Annotated in this window: 17 protein-coding genes; 16 read left to right on the plus strand and 1 reads right to left on the minus strand. The window is 33.6% G+C overall.

Annotation, left to right across the window (positions count from 1 at the left end):
- The first annotated feature begins 42 nt into the window (after positions 1 to 42).
- The 14 genes from ruvA to B0A68_RS00765 all read left to right on the plus strand — a co-directional run bounded on the left by ruvA (position 43) and on the right by B0A68_RS00765 (position 17066).
- A complete protein-coding gene (gene ruvA, locus B0A68_RS00700) occupies positions 43 to 624 on the plus strand; it encodes a Holliday junction branch migration protein RuvA (RefSeq protein WP_035685712.1) in 582 nt (193 codons plus the stop codon).
- A gap of 25 nt (positions 625 to 649) precedes the next feature.
- The gene (gene sov / locus B0A68_RS00705; RefSeq protein WP_035685710.1) at positions 650 to 7882 is read left to right on the plus strand and encodes a T9SS outer membrane translocon Sov/SprA; all 7233 of its coding nucleotides are present in this window, start codon (positions 650 to 652) and stop codon (positions 7880 to 7882) included.
- Positions 7883 to 7968: 86 nt separating this feature from the next.
- Positions 7969 to 8349 (plus strand): glycine cleavage system protein GcvH, encoded by a 381-nt coding sequence (gene gcvH / locus B0A68_RS00710; RefSeq protein WP_035685707.1) that lies wholly within the window; start codon positions 7969 to 7971, stop codon positions 8347 to 8349.
- Positions 8342 to 8725, plus strand: coding sequence for a VanZ family protein (locus B0A68_RS00715; RefSeq protein WP_035685705.1), 384 nt, complete (start codon positions 8342 to 8344; stop codon positions 8723 to 8725). The genes gcvH and B0A68_RS00715 overlap by 8 nt, the downstream gene beginning before the upstream one ends.
- 115 nt (positions 8726 to 8840) lie before the next feature.
- Positions 8841 to 9584, plus strand: a complete 744-nt coding sequence (deoC, locus tag B0A68_RS00720; RefSeq protein ID WP_035685702.1) for a deoxyribose-phosphate aldolase — start codon at positions 8841 to 8843, stop codon at positions 9582 to 9584.
- Complete coding sequence (locus B0A68_RS00725; RefSeq protein WP_035685700.1) at positions 9584 to 11725, plus strand: energy transducer TonB; 2142 nt, start codon at positions 9584 to 9586, stop codon at positions 11723 to 11725. The genes deoC and B0A68_RS00725 overlap by 1 nt, the downstream gene beginning before the upstream one ends.
- Positions 11726 to 11883: 158 nt before the next feature.
- Positions 11884 to 12786, plus strand: coding sequence for a heme o synthase (gene cyoE / locus B0A68_RS00730; RefSeq protein WP_035685697.1), 903 nt, complete (start codon positions 11884 to 11886; stop codon positions 12784 to 12786).
- Positions 12787 to 12788: 2 nt separating this feature from the next.
- Positions 12789 to 13376 carry a cytochrome c oxidase subunit 3 gene (locus tag B0A68_RS00735; RefSeq protein ID WP_035685693.1) on the plus strand — a complete coding sequence of 196 codons (588 nt, stop codon included), beginning with the start codon at positions 12789 to 12791 and terminating at the stop codon, positions 13374 to 13376.
- Positions 13377 to 13418: 42 nt separating this feature from the next.
- Entirely contained in the window at positions 13419 to 14402 is a 984-nt protein-coding gene (locus B0A68_RS00740) for a cytochrome c oxidase subunit 3 (protein WP_035685691.1), read from the plus strand.
- Positions 14403 to 14420: 18 nt separating this feature from the next.
- Complete coding sequence (locus B0A68_RS00745) at positions 14421 to 14771, plus strand: cytochrome C oxidase subunit IV family protein (RefSeq protein ID WP_035685688.1); 351 nt, start codon at positions 14421 to 14423, stop codon at positions 14769 to 14771.
- 78 nt (positions 14772 to 14849) lie between these two features.
- Positions 14850 to 15491 carry a hypothetical protein gene (locus tag B0A68_RS00750; protein ID WP_035685685.1) on the plus strand — a complete coding sequence of 214 codons (642 nt, stop codon included), beginning with the start codon at positions 14850 to 14852 and terminating at the stop codon, positions 15489 to 15491.
- A gap of 12 nt (positions 15492 to 15503) precedes the next feature.
- Positions 15504 to 16190, plus strand: coding sequence for an SCO family protein (locus B0A68_RS00755; RefSeq protein ID WP_035685681.1), 687 nt, complete (start codon positions 15504 to 15506; stop codon positions 16188 to 16190).
- Between the two features lie 2 nt (positions 16191 to 16192).
- Positions 16193 to 16774 (plus strand): DUF420 domain-containing protein, encoded by a 582-nt coding sequence (locus B0A68_RS00760; protein ID WP_035685678.1) that lies wholly within the window; start codon positions 16193 to 16195, stop codon positions 16772 to 16774.
- A gap of 85 nt (positions 16775 to 16859) precedes the next feature.
- Positions 16860 to 17066, plus strand: coding sequence for a hypothetical protein (locus B0A68_RS00765; protein ID WP_316930988.1), 207 nt, complete (start codon positions 16860 to 16862; stop codon positions 17064 to 17066).
- 23 nt (positions 17067 to 17089) lie between these two features.
- Here the strand turns inward: B0A68_RS00765 and B0A68_RS00770 are convergent, their stop codons facing one another.
- Complete coding sequence (locus B0A68_RS00770) at positions 17090 to 18496, minus strand: DUF4403 family protein (protein ID WP_035685673.1); 1407 nt, start codon at positions 18494 to 18496, stop codon at positions 17090 to 17092.
- 177 nt (positions 18497 to 18673) lie between these two features.
- Here B0A68_RS00770 and B0A68_RS00775 point away from each other — a divergent pair, with 177 nt between their 5' ends.
- Both B0A68_RS00775 and B0A68_RS00780 read left to right on the plus strand, forming a co-directional pair.
- Positions 18674 to 19375, plus strand: a complete 702-nt coding sequence (locus tag B0A68_RS00775; protein ID WP_035685671.1) for an ABC transporter ATP-binding protein — start codon at positions 18674 to 18676, stop codon at positions 19373 to 19375.
- On the plus strand, positions 19368 to 20612 hold the full coding sequence (locus B0A68_RS00780) for an ABC transporter permease (protein ID WP_035685669.1): 1245 nt from the start codon (positions 19368 to 19370) through the stop codon (positions 20610 to 20612). Before B0A68_RS00775 ends, B0A68_RS00780 begins: the two co-directional genes overlap by 8 nt.
- The last annotated feature ends 2 nt before the right edge of the window (positions 20613 to 20614 follow it).

Raw genomic sequence — 20614 nt, forward strand, 5'->3', positions numbered from 1 at the left:
TTTATTGCATTTTTACTATATTTGGCACTTACTTATTACATTATGATAGCACATTTGCAAGGAAAATTAGTTGAGAAAAATCCAACAGAAGTTGTGATCGATTGTGGCGGTGTTGGATATCATGTAAATATTTCTTTACATACCTTTTCGCTAATTCCAAATGCAGAACATATAAAATTGTATACGCATCTTCAAATCAAAGAAGATGCGCATACTTTATTTGGTTTTGTAGAAAAATCAGAGCGTGAAATTTTTAGAATGCTCCTGTCTGTTTCAGGCATTGGTGCAAACATTGCAAGAACAATGTTATCTTCTATTGAACCCAGACAAATTATTAATGCAATCGCCTCCGGAGATGTAGGTATAATTCAGTCAATCAAAGGAATTGGAAACAAAACGGCTCAAAGAGTTATACTTGATTTAAAGGAGAAAGTGTTAAAGTTATACGATTTAGATGAAGTTTCAGTAGTCCAAAACAATACAAATCGAGATGAAGCGTTATCTGCTTTGGAAGTTTTAGGATTTGTTCGCAAAACTTCAGAAAAAGTAGTGGAAAAGATTGTCAAAGAAGATCCCGAAGCTACTGTTGAAACAATCATCAAAAAGGCTTTAAAAAGTTTATAAATTCACTTTATATAAGAATAATTGTATGCGTAAAATTTGTATTTTGTTGCTGGTTTTGTTTTGCGGTAATGTTTTACGTGCGCAAGTAAATCCCTCGCCTCAAGATACCACAAAAACAAGTTTTACAGTAGGTAAAGTAGAAGTTGAAAATCCGCCGAGTGTACTTTCGGCTTATCGATACGATCCTATTACAGACCGTTATATCTACTCTAGTACTGTTGATGGTTTCTCAATTAACTATCCTATTATTTTAACACCGCAAGAATACGAAGACTTAGTTCTAAAAGAATCCAGAAGAGATTATTTTAGAAAAAAAGCCGACGCAATTGATGGTAAGAAAAAAGGAAGTGAAGCAGCAAAAAAAGATCTGCTTCCTCGTTATTACATCAATTCCAGCCTTTTTGAAAGTGTTTTCGGAAGTAATACAATAGACGTAAAACCTACCGGATCTGTTGAGATGGACCTTGGTTTACGATATACTAAACAAGACAATCCATCCTTTTCTCCCAGAAATAGATCCAGCCTTACTTTTGACTTTGATCAAAGAATCAGTATGAGTCTGATGGGGAAAGTTGGAACCCGATTGGAGGTAAATGCCAATTACGATACACAATCTACTTTTGCTTTTCAAAATTTATTTAAGCTTGCTTACACGCCAACTGAAGACGATATTATTCAAAAAGTTGAGGTCGGTAACGTTAGTATGCCTCTTAACAGCACACTTATTCGTGGAGCACAAAGTTTATTTGGAGTAAAAACACAGCTGCAATTTGGAAGAACGACTGTTACTGGAGTTTTCTCAGAACAGAAGTCTCAAACCAAAAGTATAGTTGCAGAAGGTGGCGGCACTGTACAAAACTTTGATTTGTACGCCTTAGATTACGATAATGACCGACATTTCTTTTTATCTCAGTATTTTAGAAATAAATACGACGCTTCTTTAAAAAATTACCCATTAATTCAAAGTCGTGTTCAGATTACGAGATTAGAAATCTGGGTTACCAATAAACAAAACAGGGTAGCATCAAATAATAATAACTTAAGAAATATTATTGCACTTCAGGATTTAGGAGAGGCTCAGATTACCGGTGTTCCAGAAAATCAGGTTGTAGTAATAAGTTCTACAGCAGGTTTTTTTAGTAAACCAATTGATACGCCAACAGATAACGAGAACAATAAATATAATCCCGCAACAATAGGTCAGGCAGGTTCATTCTTAAATCAGAATATTAGAGAAATTGTAACAGCAAAATCTGGTTTTAATAATACTAATGTTAGTGAAGCTGCAGATTACTCTGTATTAGAAAATGCCAGAAAATTGGCAGCTACAGAATATACATTTAATCCGCAGTTAGGATATATCTCTTTACAACAGCGTTTGGCAAATGACGAAATTTTGGCAGTTGCTTACGAATATACAGAAGGAGGCACTGTGTATCGTGTTGGAGAATTTGGAAGTGACGGAATTGATGCTACTGTAGTTACAGGAAGCAATAATTCTGATCAGGCTATTATTACGCAGAGTTTGGTTTTAAAAATGCTGAAAAGTAATTTAACAAACGTACAGAATCCAGTTTGGAATTTGATGATGAAAAACGTTTATCAAATCCCGCAGGCATATCAAATTAAACAAGATGATTTTAGATTAAACATTCTTTATACAGATCCTTCGCCTATCAATTATATAACACCAGTTTTAGGATCTTCATTTCCTGCAAATCCAAGTCCGGACAATAAAGTTGATCAGACACCATTATTGAATGTTTTTAATCTGGATCGTTTAAATTACAATAATGACCCGCAGACAGGAGGAGATGGTTTCTTTGATTATATTCCCGGAATAACTGTAGATGTACAAAACGGTCGTATTGTCTTTACAACCAAAGAACCTTTTGGGGAACTATTATTTAAGAAATTACAAAATACCGGATCTGTCGAAAACTACGATGATACTAATACCTATAACCCAAACCAGCAGAAATATGTGTTTAGAAGCATGTATAGAAACACGCAGTCGGGAGCTTTGCAGGATAGTGACAAAAATAAATTCTTATTAAGAGGAAAATACAAATCATCAGGAAGTAATGGTATCCCAATCGGAGCTTTTAACGTACCTCAGGGTTCTGTAGTGGTTACAGCTGCAGGGAGAGTTTTGGTAGAAGGTATAGATTATAGTGTAGATTATCAATTAGGGCGAGTTCAGATTCTGGACCCTTCACTTCAGGCGTCAAATACACCAATCGAAGTTTCGTTAGAAAATAATTCTATTTTTGGGCAGCAGACCAGAAGATTTATGGGTTTCAATATAGAACATAAAATTTCTGAAAAATTTCTTATTGGCGGAACTTATTTAAAAATGACCGAAAGGCCTTTTACTCAAAAATCAAGCTATGGCCAGGAGTCTGTAAATAATACAATATTTGGTTTTAATGGAAATTATTCAACAGAAGTTCCTTTCTTGACCAGATTGGTAAACAAATTACCGAATATCGATACAGATGTTCCTTCTAATTTATCTATCCGAGGTGAGATTGCTTTCCTAAAACCCGATGCTCCAAAGGCAAGTGATTTTGAGGGAGAAGCCACTATTTACGTAGATGATTTTGAGGGATCACAAACTACGATTGATATGAGATCAGCGTATGCATGGAGTCTGGCTTCTACACCTTTTGTAAATTCTATAAACGATAATACTTTTAATGCCAATTCAAATACATTAGAATACGGTTATAAACGTGCTAAGCTGGCCTGGTATACTGTCGATCCTGTTTTTTATTCTTCAAAACCATCAGGTATTACAAATGATGATTTATCATTAAATACAACAAGAAGAGTTTACAGCAGAGAACTTTATCCAAATACAGATATTGCTCAGGGACAAATACAAGTCATCAATACACTTGATTTAACTTATTATCCATCAGATAGAGGACCTTATAATAATAACCCAAGTTTTAGTACAAGTGCTCCGTCATCTAATTTTGGAGGTATTATGCGTGCTTTAAATTCAACCAATTTCGAACAAGGAAATGTAGAGTATATTCAATTTTGGGTATTAGATCCTTACGTAGGAAATGGAGAAGCACAGACCAATAATACGGGTAAAATTTATTTCAATTTAGGTGAAGTTTCAGAAGATGTACTGAAAGACGGTAGAAAGCAATATGAAAATGGACTAGGACCAGACCAGATTATGGTAAAGCCACAGCCAATTTGGGGAGATGTTCCTGCCTCTCAATCTTTAATTTATGCATTTGATACCAATGCCGATAATCGAAGAAATCAAGACGTTGGTTTAGACGGTCTTCCTAATTCAAGAGAAGGTGCTGTTTATACTAATTTTGCTTCAGAACTGGATCCTGCAGCAGATGATTATACATATTATTTGAATACACAGGGAGGTGTCTTAGATCGATATAAAAATTATAACGGACTTGAAGGAAATTCTGCAGTGAGTGTAGACGACCCTAATCGAGGTTCTACAACCCTTCCGGACGTGGAAGATATAAATCGTGATAACACGATGAATACTATTAATGCTTATTATGAATACAGCATTGATTTAAAACCAGGAATGCAGGTTGGGCAAAACTATATTACTGATGTTCGTGAGGTAACCAATGTTGAACTGCCAAACGGATCAACAACAAATGCAAGATGGATTCAGTTTAAAATTCCGGTTTCACAACCACAAAATACAATTGGAAATATTACTGATTTTAGATCTATTCGTTTTATGCGAATGTTTATGACAGGATTTAGTGATCAGATGACAGTTCGTTTTGGAGCTTTAGATTTAGTTAGAGGTGAGTGGAGAAGGTATACAGGAACACTTGATGCAAACGATACAAATCCTGACGATGATGGCGTTGAGTTTGATGTTGCAGCAGTTAATATTCAGGAGAATAGTACAAAATGCCCTGTAAATTATGTGATTCCGCCAGGAGTTCAGAGAGAGCAGTTGTACAATAACAATACAATTATTAACCAAAATGAGCAATCATTGGCGGTTAGAGTTGGAGGAGCTGGATTAGAATATCAAGATTCAAGAGCTGTATTTAAAAATGTAAGTGTTGATATGCGTCAATACAAAAAATTAAAAATGTTTATGCATGCTGAGTCTTTACCAAACGAAAATCCTCTTTTAGATGATGAAATGATTGGATTTATCCGTTTCGGAAATGACTTTACACAAAACTATTATCAAGTTGAAATTCCATTAAAAGTAACAGGAAGCGGCGGTTCATGTACAATAAGTGCCGATAGAGTCTGGATGGAAGATAATGATATTGATCTTGCTCTGGAATTATTAACCAGAATGAAGATTAAAGCAATGAGCATTGATATTAACTCAGATAAAAGAGATATAAATGGTGTTTATTATCCTGATGATGATTTGGGTTTAAGCGATGGAGATGGTGATTCAAGATTAAGATTGGGTATCAAAGGAAATCCGAATTTTGGTTTGGTACGAAATTTAATGGTCGGAGTAAAAAGTCGTGCTATTAATAAAGATATTAAAGGAGAAGTTTGGTTTAATGAACTTCGTCTTGCCGATTTGGAAAATAAGGGCGGAATGGCAGCATTGTTAAATGTTGATACCAATTTGGCAGATTTTGCTACAGTTTCTGCTTCTGGTAGAAAAAGTACAATTGGTTTTGGATCTTTGGAGCAGGGAGCAAACGAAAGAGATCGTGAAGATGTACAACAATATAATATTGTTACTAATCTTAATTTAGGTAAATTATTACCACCAAGATGGGGCATAAACCTTCCTTTTAATTATGCTATCGGCGAAGAAGTAATTACACCAGAATACGATCCTTTTAATCAGGATATTAAATTAGATCAATTGATTAGAGAAACAACTGATCAGGCAGAAAAAGATAACATCAGAACTCGTGCTGTAGATTATACAAAACGAAGAAGCATCAATTTTATTGGAGTACGAAAAGACAGAGCGCCAGAACAAAAACCACATATATACGATGTGGAGAATTTGACATTCTCTCAATCTTACAATCAAGTAGAAAGACATGATTATGAAGTTGAAAATTATGATGATGAGCAAACAAGTACCTCTGTAAATTATGCATACACTTTTCAGCCAAAAGAAGTAGTTCCTTTCAAACAAACCAAATTCATGAAAAGCAGTGAGTATTGGAAACTGCTGAGTGATATTAATTTTAATTATCTGCCGTCGAATATATCTTTTAATACCAATATTTTAAGACAAAGTAACCGTCAGCAATACAGACAAGTTGATGTAGAGGGAATTGGTTTAGATCCTCTTTACAGACGAAATTTTGCTTTTAATTATCAATACGGATTTGGTTTTAACCTGACAAAATCATTGAAGTTAAATTATACAGCTGCATCTAATAATATCGTGAGAAATTTCATGAACGATGACAATACGCCTAAAGAAGATTTTAATATCTGGGATGATTATTTTGATATCGGAACACCAAATCAGCACGTGCAGCAATTAGTTTTGAATTATGATATTCCGATTAATAAAATTCCAATTTTTGGATTTATAAAAGCAAACTATTCTTATACCGCAGATTATAACTGGCAGCGTTCTTCGACAGCGCTTTCTCAGTACGAAGATGAAAATGGATTACTATGGGATTTAGGAAATACCATTCAAAATGCCAATTCAAATACATTGACGACGACCTTTAATATGAATACACTGTATAAGTATTTAGGTCTGACTCCGGGAGCAAAAGTAAAAGCAAAAGCGAAGCCGGCAGCACCGCCAAAACCTGGAGAGAAAATTGTCAATACAGCAAAACCAGTTACAAGCAGCAATCCGTTTTATGATGGTTTGATTGGCATATTGACCAGTGTGAAAAATATACAGGTTAATTACACGGAAAACAGCGGAACAGTTTTACCTGGATACACTCCAAGTGTCGGTTTCTTCGGAACCTCGAGACCAACATTAGGATTTGTTTTCGGAAGTCAGGATGATGTTCGTTACGAAGCGGCTAAAAACGGCTGGCTGACTACTTATCAGGAATTCAATCAAAACTTTACTCAGGTAAATAATAAGCTTTTAAAAATCACGGCAAATATTGATTTGTTCCCGGATTTGAAAATTGATTTAGCAATGGATCGTTCGTATTCAGAAAATTCATCAGAGCAGTATAGTGTTAATCAGGCTACTGGAGAATATGTGCCCCTTTCACCTTATACTTATGGAATGTTCTCTATATCAACAGTCCTAATTAAAACGGCTTTTTCTACAAGTAACGAAACACAATCTGCCGCATTTGATGATTTTAGAGAAAATCGTTTGGTAATTGCGAATCGTCTGGCAGAAGAAAGATACGGAGCAACAGTTCCAAGATATGATGCTTCGGCTCTTCCATTGGCAGATGCTACAGCACCATTAACAGACATTGCAAATCCAGAAAATGCAGATAGAAAAAAGATCATTTCAAATGATGGATATCCAATAGGATACGGAAAAAGCAATCAGGCAGTATTGCTGCCTTCTTTCCTCGCAGCGTATTCGGGTAAAGATGCTTCTAGCAGTTCGACAGATATTTTTAGAAATTTCCCTATTCCAAACTGGAGTATAAAGTATAATGGATTAATGCGCTACAAATACTTTAAAGATAAATTTAAGCGTTTTTCATTACAGCATAACTATAGAGCATCTTATACAATCAATCAGTTTAGGTCTAATTTTGATTATACTGAATCTCCAAATGGGGTAGATGTAAATGGTAATTTCTATAATAAAACAGTGATGTCAAATATCAACTTGGTTGAGCAGTTCAGCCCGCTGATCCGTGTAGATTTTGAGTTGAAAAGCTCGCTGCGTGTACTGACCGAGATCAAAAAAGACAGAGCATTGTCTATGAGTTTTGATAACAATTTATTGACAGAAGTAAAAGGAATAGAATATGTTGTAGGTTTAGGATACCGTTTTAAAGATGTTATTTTCTCCTCTAGATTAGCTGATAATCCAACAGGAATTATTAAAAGTGATATCAACATAAAAGCAGATTTCTCTTTTAGAAACAACGAGACATTGGTACGTTATTTAGATTACGATAATAATCAATTAGGAGCAGGTCAGAATATTTGGTCGCTTAAACTTACTGCAGATTATTCTTTCAGTAAAAATCTAACGGCTATATTTTATTACGATCATTCGTTTTCAAAAGCAGTTATTTCAACATCATTTCCTTTGACAAACATCAGATCAGGATTTACATTACGTTATAATTTTGGAAATTAAATTTGAATTTCTAAACCAAATTTAATTAGAAGATTGTTACATTTGTGACACAAATTTTAAATTATCAATTTTTCAAACATACTATTATGAGCATACCAGCAAATTTAAAGTACACAAAAGATCATGAATGGGTTAGCATCGAAGGAGATGTGGCAACTGTAGGAATTACTCATTTTGCACAAAAAGAATTAGGAGATATCGTGTATGTTGAAGTAGAAACTTTAGATCAGACACTTGATAAAGATGAGGTTTTTGGAACAGTTGAAGCTGTAAAAACAGTTTCAGATTTATTCTTGCCTTTAACAGGAGAAATTATAGCTTTTAATGACAGTTTAGAAAGTGCGCCTGAAACTGTAAATTCAGATCCTTATGGAGCTGGATGGATGATCAAAATAAAAATTGCTGATGCATCAGAAATAGATACTCTTTTATCTGACGAAGCTTACAAAGAACTTATCGGTGCCTAAACAGCTATTATTATGCTGGGCGATTCTCTGCTCAGGAGTTATTACTTATTTCTGTTTGATAGATTCAAGTAACATTCCCGCAGTAAATTTTCCAAGCATTGATAAAATCGTACATTTTTGTTTTCATTTTGGATTTACATTTTCATGGATTTTGTTTTTCAAAAAGGAACTAAAAGGTAAAGAAGCCGATGATTATAAAGCTTATTTGATTTCTTTTATTTTTTCAGTTTTTTTTGGAATAACGATAGAAATCCTGCAAAGTGTTTTTACTATAACAAGAGCGGCAGATGTGACGGATATTTTAGCAAATACAATTGGAGGTACAGCAGGTGTTTTTACATGTATAGCCTTTAAGAAGCAGATCGATAAAATATAAAATAGATAACCCACTTCGGTGGGTTTTTTATTACAAGAAAATGAAGCTTTAAAAAGAGTGTTTTTTTTTGAATTTAAAATGTACTTTTGTGCCAATTCGATGAAACTTAAAAATTATGAATGTTAAGCCATATCTCGATTCAACTTATTTAAAAACAGCCCATCAGGCCGGACTTTCGGAAGCAGAAAATACAATTGTGGTAAAAAATGCAATTGAAGAAGCTATTGTCGAAGGTTTTAAGCTCATTATGATTCGGCCTGAATATGTTAGTCTGGCTAAAACTATGATTATTAGTGCGGAATCAAAACTGCTTATTGGTACCGTTATTGATTTTCCAGAAGGCAGTTCAAGTTTAGAGTCTAAAATAAAAGAGGCAGAAGAAGCAATCAAAAACGGAGTTGATGAATTAGACTTTGTTTGTAATTACGAAGCCTTTAAAGACGGATATACAGCCTTAGTAAAACAAGAAGTTTTAATAGGAACGCAAATTGGACTTGCAAAAAATAAAACCATAAAATGGATTATTGAAACCGCAGCTTTAAGCGACAAAGAAATTATACAAATTTCGGCCTTGATTAAAAATGTTGTTTTGTCCAATTTTAGAGAAGACGAATATACTTCTGTTTTTGTAAAATCATCAACTGGATTTTATAAAACAGAAAATGATCTGCCAAACGGTGCAACAATTCCCGTTATTTTGATGATGCTTGAAAATGCATCACCACTGCCTGTAAAAGCGGCAGGCGGCGTAAGATCGTACGAAGATGCAGTAGAAATGATTAATCTAGGTGTTAAACGCATTGGAACTTCGGCAGCAAAAAAAATTGCAGACGGAGAAAATACCACAAATCAATATTAATGAAAACCCAAACTTACGTGAATAAGCTTTTATTATCATTTGCTTTTATTTTATCCTCCTTATTTACTTTTTCGCAGGAAAATGGTAACTCTTCTATCAAGCCAGGTTTTACAGCAGAACAATTTCCTGTTTTTCCGAATTGCGAAAATTTAAGATCTAAAGATTTAGAAAATTGTTTTTACAGAGAAGTTCAGAATTTTGTCTATAATAACTTTCAGGTTCCCGAAAATTTAAAGCAAAACAATTATAAAGGTGAAGTTAAAGTGCTTTTTGAAGTTGACCAGGAAGGCGAGTTTAAAGTAATTTATGTAAATGCTGTAAATGATGAATTATCTAAAGAAGCGACACGTGTGTTTGATAAATTCGATAAAATAAAACCATCTACTTTTAGCGGAAAACCAACTTATTCAAAATATACAATTTCAATTGATATTCCGTTAAAAAATGCCGATCAACTCGCTGCAGAAGCTTTGGCTGCCGCAGAAATTCTAAAGCCGGAAGAAAAACCAATGACAGAATTGGATAGTATCGTTTATAAAAAATATACTAATCCTGAATTTCAAAGTCATTTAAATATTCCATTCTCACACAGTTATTATGCGCAGTTTGATGGAGCAATGAATAAAATTGGCAGTAATAACCATACTGCATCTAAGCCTTTTACTTACACAGAGGTTTCAAAATATTACAACTTAAAAGCAGTAAACGAATCGCTTCAGAAAAATGTATCCAGCTGGCTGGGAAGAAAATTCTGGAACGAAAATATGGTTCAGATTCAGGGAGAAGATTATTGGTTTACATTAAATCCAATTCTTGATCTGCAAATGGGTAAAGCCTCAGATATTGATGCCTCTTATACGTATGTAAACACACGTGCCTTAAACTTTAGAGGAGGATTAGGAAAACAGATTAATTTTACCACAACTTTTTTTGAAAGCCAAGGTCGTTTTGCGGGTTATTTTAATAATTATGCAGAATCTATAAAACCATCAGGAGGAAATCCTGCGATTGTGCCCGGAATCGGAATTGCAAAAAGATTTAAAGAAGATGCTTATGATTTTCCATTGGCAGATGCTAATATTACATTTGCGCCAAGTAAAATTTTTGATTTGCAGTTAGGATACGGACGAAACTTTATCGGAGATGGATATCGATCTCTGCTTGAAGGTGATGGTGCAAGTCCATATCCTTATTTTAAAATTAATACTAATTTTTGGAAAATTAAGTACACAAATACCTATATGTGGCTTAAAGATGTTCGTCCAGATGTTACAGCAGAAAAAACATACGCAACCAAATTTATGGCCAATCACTATTTGAGCTGGAATGTTTCAAATAGACTTAATTTAGGCTTTTTTGAGTCCGTTGTTTGGTCCAATAGCAACGATAGAGGATTTGATATTAATTTTGTGAATCCAATTATTTTTTATCGTGCAGTAGAGTTTGGTTCTTCTTCTAAAAGTGGTAATGCTCTTTTGGGAATTACAGGAAAATATAAATGGAATAATAATATTAATTTGTATACCCAATTCTTAATTGATGAATTTTCTGTTTCTGATATAGGAGCTGGAGAAAAAAGCTGGAAGAACAAATTTGGGTATCAAATTGGAGCAAAATACTTCGATGCCTTTAAGGTGAAAGATTTACTTGTTCAGGTAGAATATAACCATGTTAGGCCTTACGTATACTCTCACAGCGCCGTAATTACAAATTACGGACATAATAATCAGAGCATGGGGCATCAATGGGGAGGTAATTTTGAAGAATTAGTTGTAATCTCGCGTTATCATAAAGGACGTTATTTTGCCGATGCAAAATTAACTACAGGTACTAGAGGTCTGGATTTTGATACAGCAGCAGACAGCTATAATTATGGAGGAAATATTTATAAAAGTTACGACGAAAAACGTCCGTACGACAAAGGAGTAAAAGTAGGGCAGGGAAATAAAACGAGTATTTTTATAGCCGATGTTCAGGCTGGATATTTGATTAATCCTATCACTAATTTAAAATTATTTGGAAGTTTTATCTATAGAAATTTTGATCCTACTCAGGAAACCGCAGCGACTTTTAAGCAAAGTACGACTTGGTTTTCAATCGGACTCCGTTCGGATATTTTCAATTGGTATTTTGATTACTAGTTTTTAATAAGATTTTTCGAAATAATAGTGTTAAAGATTTGCAAGTTCTTATTTTGTCGGGGTTTTATTAAAAAAAATCTAATTTTATAGGTCCAGATTCTACAATCTAATTTGTACATTTGCACCACTCAAAAAAAAATACACAAACAACTACCGTATTGGAAGCTGCAAAAAATACATTTTCACTTAAATCAATATTCCTCGATTTCAAAGAAATTACTAAGGCTGGTTTGGCTATTAGTGTATTGTTCTCGTCGATCGCCGGATATTTGTTAGGTGTTAATGATGAACATCCTTTTAAATGGAGTGTTTTACTGGTTTTAATGATTGGCGGGTATTGCATGGTGGGAGCTTCAAATGCATTTAATCAGGTAATCGAAAAAGATATCGATTCATTAATGGATCGTACTAAAAACCGTCCGGTTCCTTCAGGGCGTATGTCACCAAAAATGGCTTTGTTTGTAGCCAGTCTGCTTACTATTGTTGGTATTGCATTGTTATATACAATCAATGCCAAGTCAGCAATGTTTGCCGCAATTTCAATATTTTTATATACAAGCGTTTATACACCTTTAAAAACAGTAACTTCGTTATCGGTTTTTGTGGGTGCTTTTCCGGGTGCAATTCCGTTTATGTTAGGCTGGGTTGCGGCAACAGGAGAATTTGGTATCGAGGCAGGAACTTTGTTTTTAATTCAGTTTTTCTGGCAGTTTCCGCATTTTTGGTCTATAGGCTGGTTTTTATATGAAGATTATGAAAAGGCCGGGATATTTATGCTGCCAACAGGAAAAAAAGATAAAGGAACAGCTTTGCAGGTAATTTTATATACAGTTTGGCTTATTATAGCATCATTGCTGCCTTCTTTAGGGTTTACAGGGCAATTATTTATATCGCCAATTGCAGCAATATTAGTGTTTTTATTGGGTTTATGGATGTTGTTTTACGCAGTGCGTTTGTACAATTTACGAACTGCAAAAGCAGCAAGAACATTAATGCTGGTGAGCGTTTCGTATATTTCGTTACTGCAAATAGTATTTATAGTAGATAAATTTTTAAGATAGTTATGGAAATGACAATGACAACAGGTGAACAACAAGTGCAAAAAGAAAAATCAGCAAAACTGATTTTGTTATTTGCAATGGTAAGCATGACCATGATGTTTGCCGGACTTACGAGTGCCTTCGTGGTAAGTAAATCAAGAGCTGACTGGTTGAAGAATTTCGAATTACCAACTGCATTTTTTTACAGTACAGCTGTGATTATAGGATGTAGTGTTACTTTTTATTTGGCTAAAAAAGCAATTCAAAAAGACAATAGAGCTGCAACTACAGCTTTCCTTTTGGGAACATTGGCGTTAGGTATTTTATTTGTTGTTTTGCAATTTGTAGGCTTTGGACAAATCATGGAAAGTGGTTATTACATGACGGGTCAAGGCAGCTCAATTACTGCGACTTTTCTTTACATAATTGCTTTTGTGCACTTATTACACTTGGCTGGCGGACTAATTTCGCTTTTAATTGTAATTTATAATCATTTTAAACAAAAATACAATTCGACTCAAACTCTTGGTATAGAACTAGGTGCAATGTATTGGCACTTTCTAGACTTATTGTGGGTTTTATTATTTTTATTTTTATATTTCTTTAAATAAGAAAAAAACGTAAATTTGGGAACTTTTTAACGAATATCTTTTATGGAAGCGACAGTGACTACTGCAAATAACGAAGAAAAAACTTGGGGAGGCGGCGACAATCAGCCATTAGGAGCAAGTTATGGTAAAATGATGATGTGGTTTTTTATCGTATCAGATGCCTTAACATTCTCTGGGTTTTTGGGAGCTTATGGTTTTTCTAGGTTTAAATTTATTGAAACTTGGCCTTTGGCTGATGAAGTGTTTACTCACTTCCCATTTATGCACGGTGCATCTGCTCCGATGTATTATGTGGCCTTGATGACTTTTATTTTGATTTTTTCATCTGTAACAATGGTTTTAGCTGTTGATGCTGGTCATCAATTGAAAAAAACAAAAGTTGCATTTTATATGTTCTTAACTATTATTGGAGGATTTATTTTCGTGGGCTCTCAAGCTTGGGAATGGAAAAATTTCATTAAAGGAGAGTACGGTGCAGTTGAAACAAAAGGAGGAAGCTTATTGCAGTTTGTCGATAAAGAAGGTAAAAGAGTAGCGATTGCTGATTTTGCTGTTAAATTGCCAGAACAAAGAGAAGCTTTGACAAGAAACAAAACATCTTGGTTTATGGAAGATGCAGAAACGTTGTCAACTTATTCTGTTGCTGAAATTCAGGCAGGTTTTAAAGCTCATCCGGAATTATTGATCAGAACTGAAAAGCTTACTGCTGAAAAGAAAAAAACTGTTTTAAACAGAGCTGAATCTGAAACTCGTTTGCAGGATGCAAGATATGTAGTAGAAGGAGCAAACTTAACTAGAAACGAATACGGAAGTAAATTGTTTGCTGATTTCTTTTTCTTTATTACTGGTTTCCACGGATTCCACGTATTCTCTGGAGTTATCATTAACATCATTATTTTCTTTAATGTGTTATTAGGAACTTACGAAAAAAGAAGAAGCTACGAAATGGTAGAGAAAGTTGGTTTATACTGGCACTTTGTCGATTTAGTTTGGGTATTTGTATTTACAGTTTTCTACTTAGTTTAATTTTAGATTTTAATTATTATGTCACACGAACACGTATCAAATACAAGAAGAATCTGGTTTGTTTTCATCTTACTTTCAGTAGTAACTACAGTAGAAGTTATTCTGGGTATTTTTAAACCAGCATCATTAGAATTTAATCATTTTATCGGTTTGAATTTATTGAACTGGATATTCTATATCTTAACAATTTTCAAAGCATATTATATTGTATGGGCATTCATGCACATGGAAGGTGAGAAAAGCAGCCTTAGATGGTCTGTTGTATCGCCAGTTATATTCCTAGTTTTATATTTATTGTTTATTCTGCTTACAGAAGGACATTATATTTATGGGGTTTTTAAAGATTCTACTATTAAATGGAATTTTTAACATGATATTAATTCGAAAAGAGGCTCCGTTTAACGGAGCTTTTTTTATTTTTGTACTCCAATAACTTCTTCACTAATAATGAAAAAAAATATAGTTCTCTTTTCGCTTTTTGTTCTTCCAATTGTAGCGTATTTGTTTTTTGCTTCTGGAGTGAATAGTTTTACTAAACTGCCTACAATAACTCCTAAAATTGCTGACTTTGGAGATTGGAAAAGTTTAAATGGTAAAAAAATTTCGCTGAATAAGAAAATTACTGTTTTAGGTTTTTCGGGATCTCATATTCTAAGCAATCGCGGTAATTACTTTAATTTAAACGAGAAAATCTACAAACGTTATAACGGTTTTGAAGATCTTCAGTTTGTGGTGCTTTGCCCTTTAGGAACAGAAGCAGAAGCTCAGAAATTAGTTGATGCACTTGCTCCTTTTACAGATGTCTCAGGATGGAATTTTATTTTTGCTTCGCCTGAAGAGATTAAAACATTTTATAATCAATTGCATTTAAAAGGAAAGCTAAATGACGACTTAGGAACTTCGAATATTTATATCGTAGATAAAGAAAGAAACCTGAGAGGCAGAAAAGACAAGAAAGATTATAAAGAAGGATATGATATGTTTCATCCATCGGAGCTGAGTAATGAAATGTTAGATGATTTTAAAATTATTCTATATGAATACCGCGCTGCTTTAAAGAAGAATCACAATGCCACTAAACAACTTTAAATTGTATCTATAATGTTTAAAAACAAATCATATATCGGAATTTCTTTTATCATTTTAATTTTTGGAATTTATGCTGTGCCTAAAATTGTAGATAGAATTAAAAATGGTGAAGTAGTAAAAGGAAATCGTCTGGATAATGTAGAATCAAAAACTAAATCTGACGGAAAATTAGTTGTAATTGGAAAAGCACCAAAGTTCGAACTAACCAATCAGGATGGCCTTAAAATATCTAATGAAACTTATAAAGGGAAAGTCTATGTTTTAGAATTTTTCTTTACTACATGCCCTTCAATCTGTCCAAAAATGAATATGAGTATGCTGGAGATAGAGAAGACCTTTTTTGGAAATCCTAATTTCGGAATCGTTTCTATCACAATTGATCCTTCTCATGATACGCCGAAAGTTTTAAAAGATCATGCTAAACTACTTGGAGTTAAATCTTCTAATTGGAATTTCCTGACAGGAGATAAAGCAACAATTATGGATTTGTCTAACAAAGGATTTAATCTTTATGCTGGTGAGAATGATAAAGTAAGCGGCGGGTTTGAGCACTCTGGATTGTTTGCTTTAATTGATAAAGAGGGAAATATTCGCTGTAGAAAAGATGAATTTGGAAACCCAAATATCTACTATGACGGATTGGATAAAAAAGGGGTAAGAGACATTCAGGAAGATATTAAAATACTATTAGAAGAATAACAATGGAAGATCATTCATTAGAAAAAAAATACAGTAAGCTTATTATTGCCGTTTCGATTATTATACCAGTTGTCGTAGCGATTTTATTTGGTGTTAAACTAAAAGATTTGGGTTTTAATGTAGAACCTTTGTCCTTTTTACCGCCAATTTATGCCACTACAAATGGGATTACCGCAATAGTTTTGGTTTTGGCGGTAATGGCAATCAAAAAAGGAAATCGCAAGCTCCACGAACGATTAATGACTTTTGCTATTGCTTTATCTCTCGCGTTTTTGGTTATGTATGTAGCCTATCATATGACTTCAGATTCAACAAAATTTGGTGATTTAAATCATGACGGTATTCTTGATACAGCAGAAAGCGCTAAAATTGGTTCATTGAGATTAGTGTATTTCATTATTTTGATAACACATATTTTACTTTCAGTAGCAATAATTCCTTTAGTGTTGATTACTTATGTAAGAGCACTTTCTGAAAGATTTGACAGACATAGAAAAATAGCCAAAATCACTTTTCCGATTTGGTTATATGTTGCAGTAACTGGAGTTATAGTATTTTTAATGATTTCCCCGTATTATGCTTAAAATAGAAAATAGAATACAGAATAAAGACAATAAAAAGACTGATAGAAATAGATTTATAGATTTTTTTTCAACAAAAATGTTCTATATGTTATTCTCTTTTTTCTTTTCTCTTGCGACTAATGCTCAATGTGCGATGTGCCGCGCAGCTCTTGCAGGAGATTCAAATGTAAAAAAAGCAGAAGCAGTAAATAACGGAATTGTTTACTTAATGGTAATTCCGTATTTACTAGTTGCTATAATTGGTTATCTGATTTATAGAATGTACCAATCCAAAAAGAAAAAAGCAGTATAATATTTATACTGCTTTTTTTATTATTATTTCAGTCCGTCAATAGAGACATTCACGGTTCCGTTTATTTTTATGAACGCTATAATAGCTTGATTGGTTAGCTGGATTTTATCAAACTGAATATCTTCCATTTTCCCGTTTACAAAAACACCAGGCATCGGAGAATAGTTTTTAAGATACAAAGCCATACTTTTTTTGCCTTCTTCCAAATTCGGCTGAATTGAATAACGGCAGCTTTCTTCCATTTTCTTTAAAACATAACCTTGTGCCAGCCAGTTTGCAGTTCGCATAAGCTTACTTTTAGTATCTAGGACATAATCAAGTTTGTCAAAATAAATTTCTTTTGTCTGAGGATTATATTGAGGAAATCCATTTAAATATAATGTTCCGTTTATAGATCCTAAAACGTCAAGAGCAATTACCATTTTTCCGTTTTTGTGCCAGATCGATACATTTTTAACTGTTACTTTTTTGCTTCCGGAACCAAATTCTTGTCCCGCAAAATTTGTTGTCATAATTTTTGATGCATCAACATAACTCGAAATTGCGGCGATATTAGCGCTAATTTGGTTTGGAATTTTTGCTACAGGTTTCAATACCGTTTTACTTGCATTAAATTTCGACTCAGGCTGTTTCCCTACTATTGTTTCCATGTTGCACTTCATTCCCATATCTAATAAAAAGGAATCTTTTTTGAGTTTTGCATTTGTCGAATAAATTTCGACTGGAACAATTCGCAGCCAGCTTTCAAAAGTATCACTCATTTTAAAAGGAGTACTGATTTTTTCTACAGCAGCCAAAACATTTGGTTTGAAATCCATAGACTTTTCAATCGCATCGTCAATACTTTTTTCAAGTTTAGATTTGAAAATAGAAATTGCAGGGTTAATTAAGTAAGTAATCGGCATGTTTTTACCAAAAACGGTCATTGTAGGACTTTCGTTCCAGTCTAATGATTTGAATTCTGTTTTGGTAGTTAACTTCCAATTAGTTAGAATCGTTTCGCTTGATAAAGTGATTACTCCGTTTAAATTAAATTCACGAATATCGTAGAGTTCAACTCCAAGACGTTTTGTGCCTATCCGATATTTAATATTTGCTTTTAAGGGAAGTATAGTCTTAATCTTTTTATCTGGATTTGCAGGATCATTTTGAATTTTTATAGGAGCCTGTTTCCATATTTTGATTTCAATATCGTCATCTTCGATATTGTTGTCTTCATATATTAATCCGTTTAAAAGTGTGTTGGTTTGGTTTTCAATATCAGCAAGTTTTACTGTTATCGGTAAATTAATAAAAGAAGGGCTGCTGTCATAGACTAAAGGACTTGCATCATCTGGTTCTGGTTTTAAAGTTTCTAATTTTTGGCTTGAAGAACAGCTTGTTAATATAATAACTGTTGTAATAAGTGAAATAATTGAACGAAGTTTCATTATTAATGATTTTTTTAGATGGGATAAAATTACAAAAACAATTATATTTTATATATAAAGTGTAACATTTGATAAACTTTGTAGTCTTATTCAAATAAGTAAGTAAAACTATTAACGTTTTGTTATCATAATTTACTTATAAAAAACCTTATTATTGTTTAAAAATTTAACAATATCATGATCGAAATTAAAGATTTGCACAAGTCCTACAAAATGGGCAATTCAGAATTGCATGTGTTGAAAGGAATTAATTTTAATATCGCTGAAGGCGAGCTGGTTGCGATTATGGGATCTTCAGGATCTGGAAAATCTACACTCCTTAATATTTTAGGAATTTTGGATGAAGCAGATTCTGGCAGTTATATATTAGATAATACTCCAATAAAAAAATTGAACGAAACGATAGCTTCAAAATACAGAAATAAATTCTTAGGATTTGTTTTTCAATCTTTCAATTTAATAAATTACAAATCAGCTTTAGATAATGTTGCTATGCCTTTGTATTACCAAGGTGTAAAAAGAAAAGAACGTTATGAAATCGCGATGAAATATCTTGAAAAAGTAGGTTTGGGAACGCATTCTCACCACTTGCCAAACGAACTTTCAGGAGGGCAAAAGCAGCGTGTTGCCATTGCGAGAGCATTGGCGTCAAACCCAAAAGTATTGCTGGCAGATGAGCCGACAGGAGCTTTAGATACTAAAACTTCATATGAAGTAATGGAGCTTATTCAAGGGATTAACGATGAAGGTAAAACCATTTTGATCGTTACACACGAGCCAGATATTGCAGCAATGTGCAAAAGAAATGTAGTCCTGAAAGATGGATTAATTATCGATGATAAAATGGTAGAACAAGTTAGAGCTTCATCTTATGTTTAATATCGAGCGCTGGCAGGAAATTTTTGAGGCAATCTCAAAAAACCGACTTAGAACATTTCTTACCGGGGTTTCTGTGGCTTCGGGGATTTTTATTCTGGTGATTTTGCTTGGTGCTGGAAAAGGGCTTCAGAACGGAATTGAAAAACAATTTGAAAATGATGCTAAAGGAATTATCGAAATTTGGTCTGAGACTACAACCAAACAATATAAAGGACTAAATCCAGGGAGACAGATTCAGCTTCGAAATAACGATTATGAACTTTCTATTAAAAAATACGGCGACGAAATTAATAAAAAGTCAAATACCAGAATTACCAGAGGTCTTACAATTGCCTACGGAAAAGAATCTGGAAGCTACCAATATAGAGGAGTTACTCCTGATTATTTAGCTATTGAAAATGCTACCATAATAAAAGGTCGTTTTTTAAATGATAATGATCTAAAAAACAATGAAAAAGTAGCTGTAATCGGTTTGAAAATTGAGCAGGATTTATTTAAAGGAGAAGATCCGCTGGGAAAAATAATAGTAGTTAACGGGATTAATTTTAAAGTTATAGGTGTATTTACAGATCCTTCTGGCGAACGTGAAGAAGTAAGAGTTTATATGCCAATGACAACCAATCAGCGTACTTATGGCGCGGGCGATAAGATTGACGGAATGTCGTTTGTTTTGAATAAGAAAGCAGATTATGACGAAGCTTTGGCACAATCCAGAAAATTTACAGATGGAGTTAAAGAATTGTTGAAAAGTAAAAATATTGTCGCTCCTGATGATGACAGCGCTATTAGAATTTTTAATTCAGTTGAAGATGCTAAGCAGTTTTATGATCTCAATCTTTATATCAGATTGTTTTTTTGGTGGGTAGGGATATGTACTATTATTGCTGGTGTAGTGGGGGTTAGTAATATTATGCTGATTATTGTAAAAGAACGAACAAAAGAAATAGGAATTAGGAAAGCACTTGGAGCATCTCCAATTTCAATTATTTCAATGATACTTCACGAATCCATTTTTATCACCACTATTGCAGGTTTTACCGGATTATTGGCTAGTTTACTTCTTCTGGAATTTGTTGGGCCAATGGTACAGAGTGAATATTTTAGAAATCCTGAAGTAGATTTTGGTGTTGCAATTACGACCGTTTTTCTGCTTGTATTTGCCGGTGCATTGGCTGGATTTTTTCCTGCTTACAGAGCGGCCAAAATTAAACCTATTGTAGCACTTAGAGACGAATAATT

Origin of the sequence: Flavobacterium reichenbachii, from assembly GCF_002217435.1 — a bacterium.
Classification (GTDB): Bacteria; Bacteroidota; Bacteroidia; order Flavobacteriales; family Flavobacteriaceae; genus Flavobacterium; species Flavobacterium reichenbachii.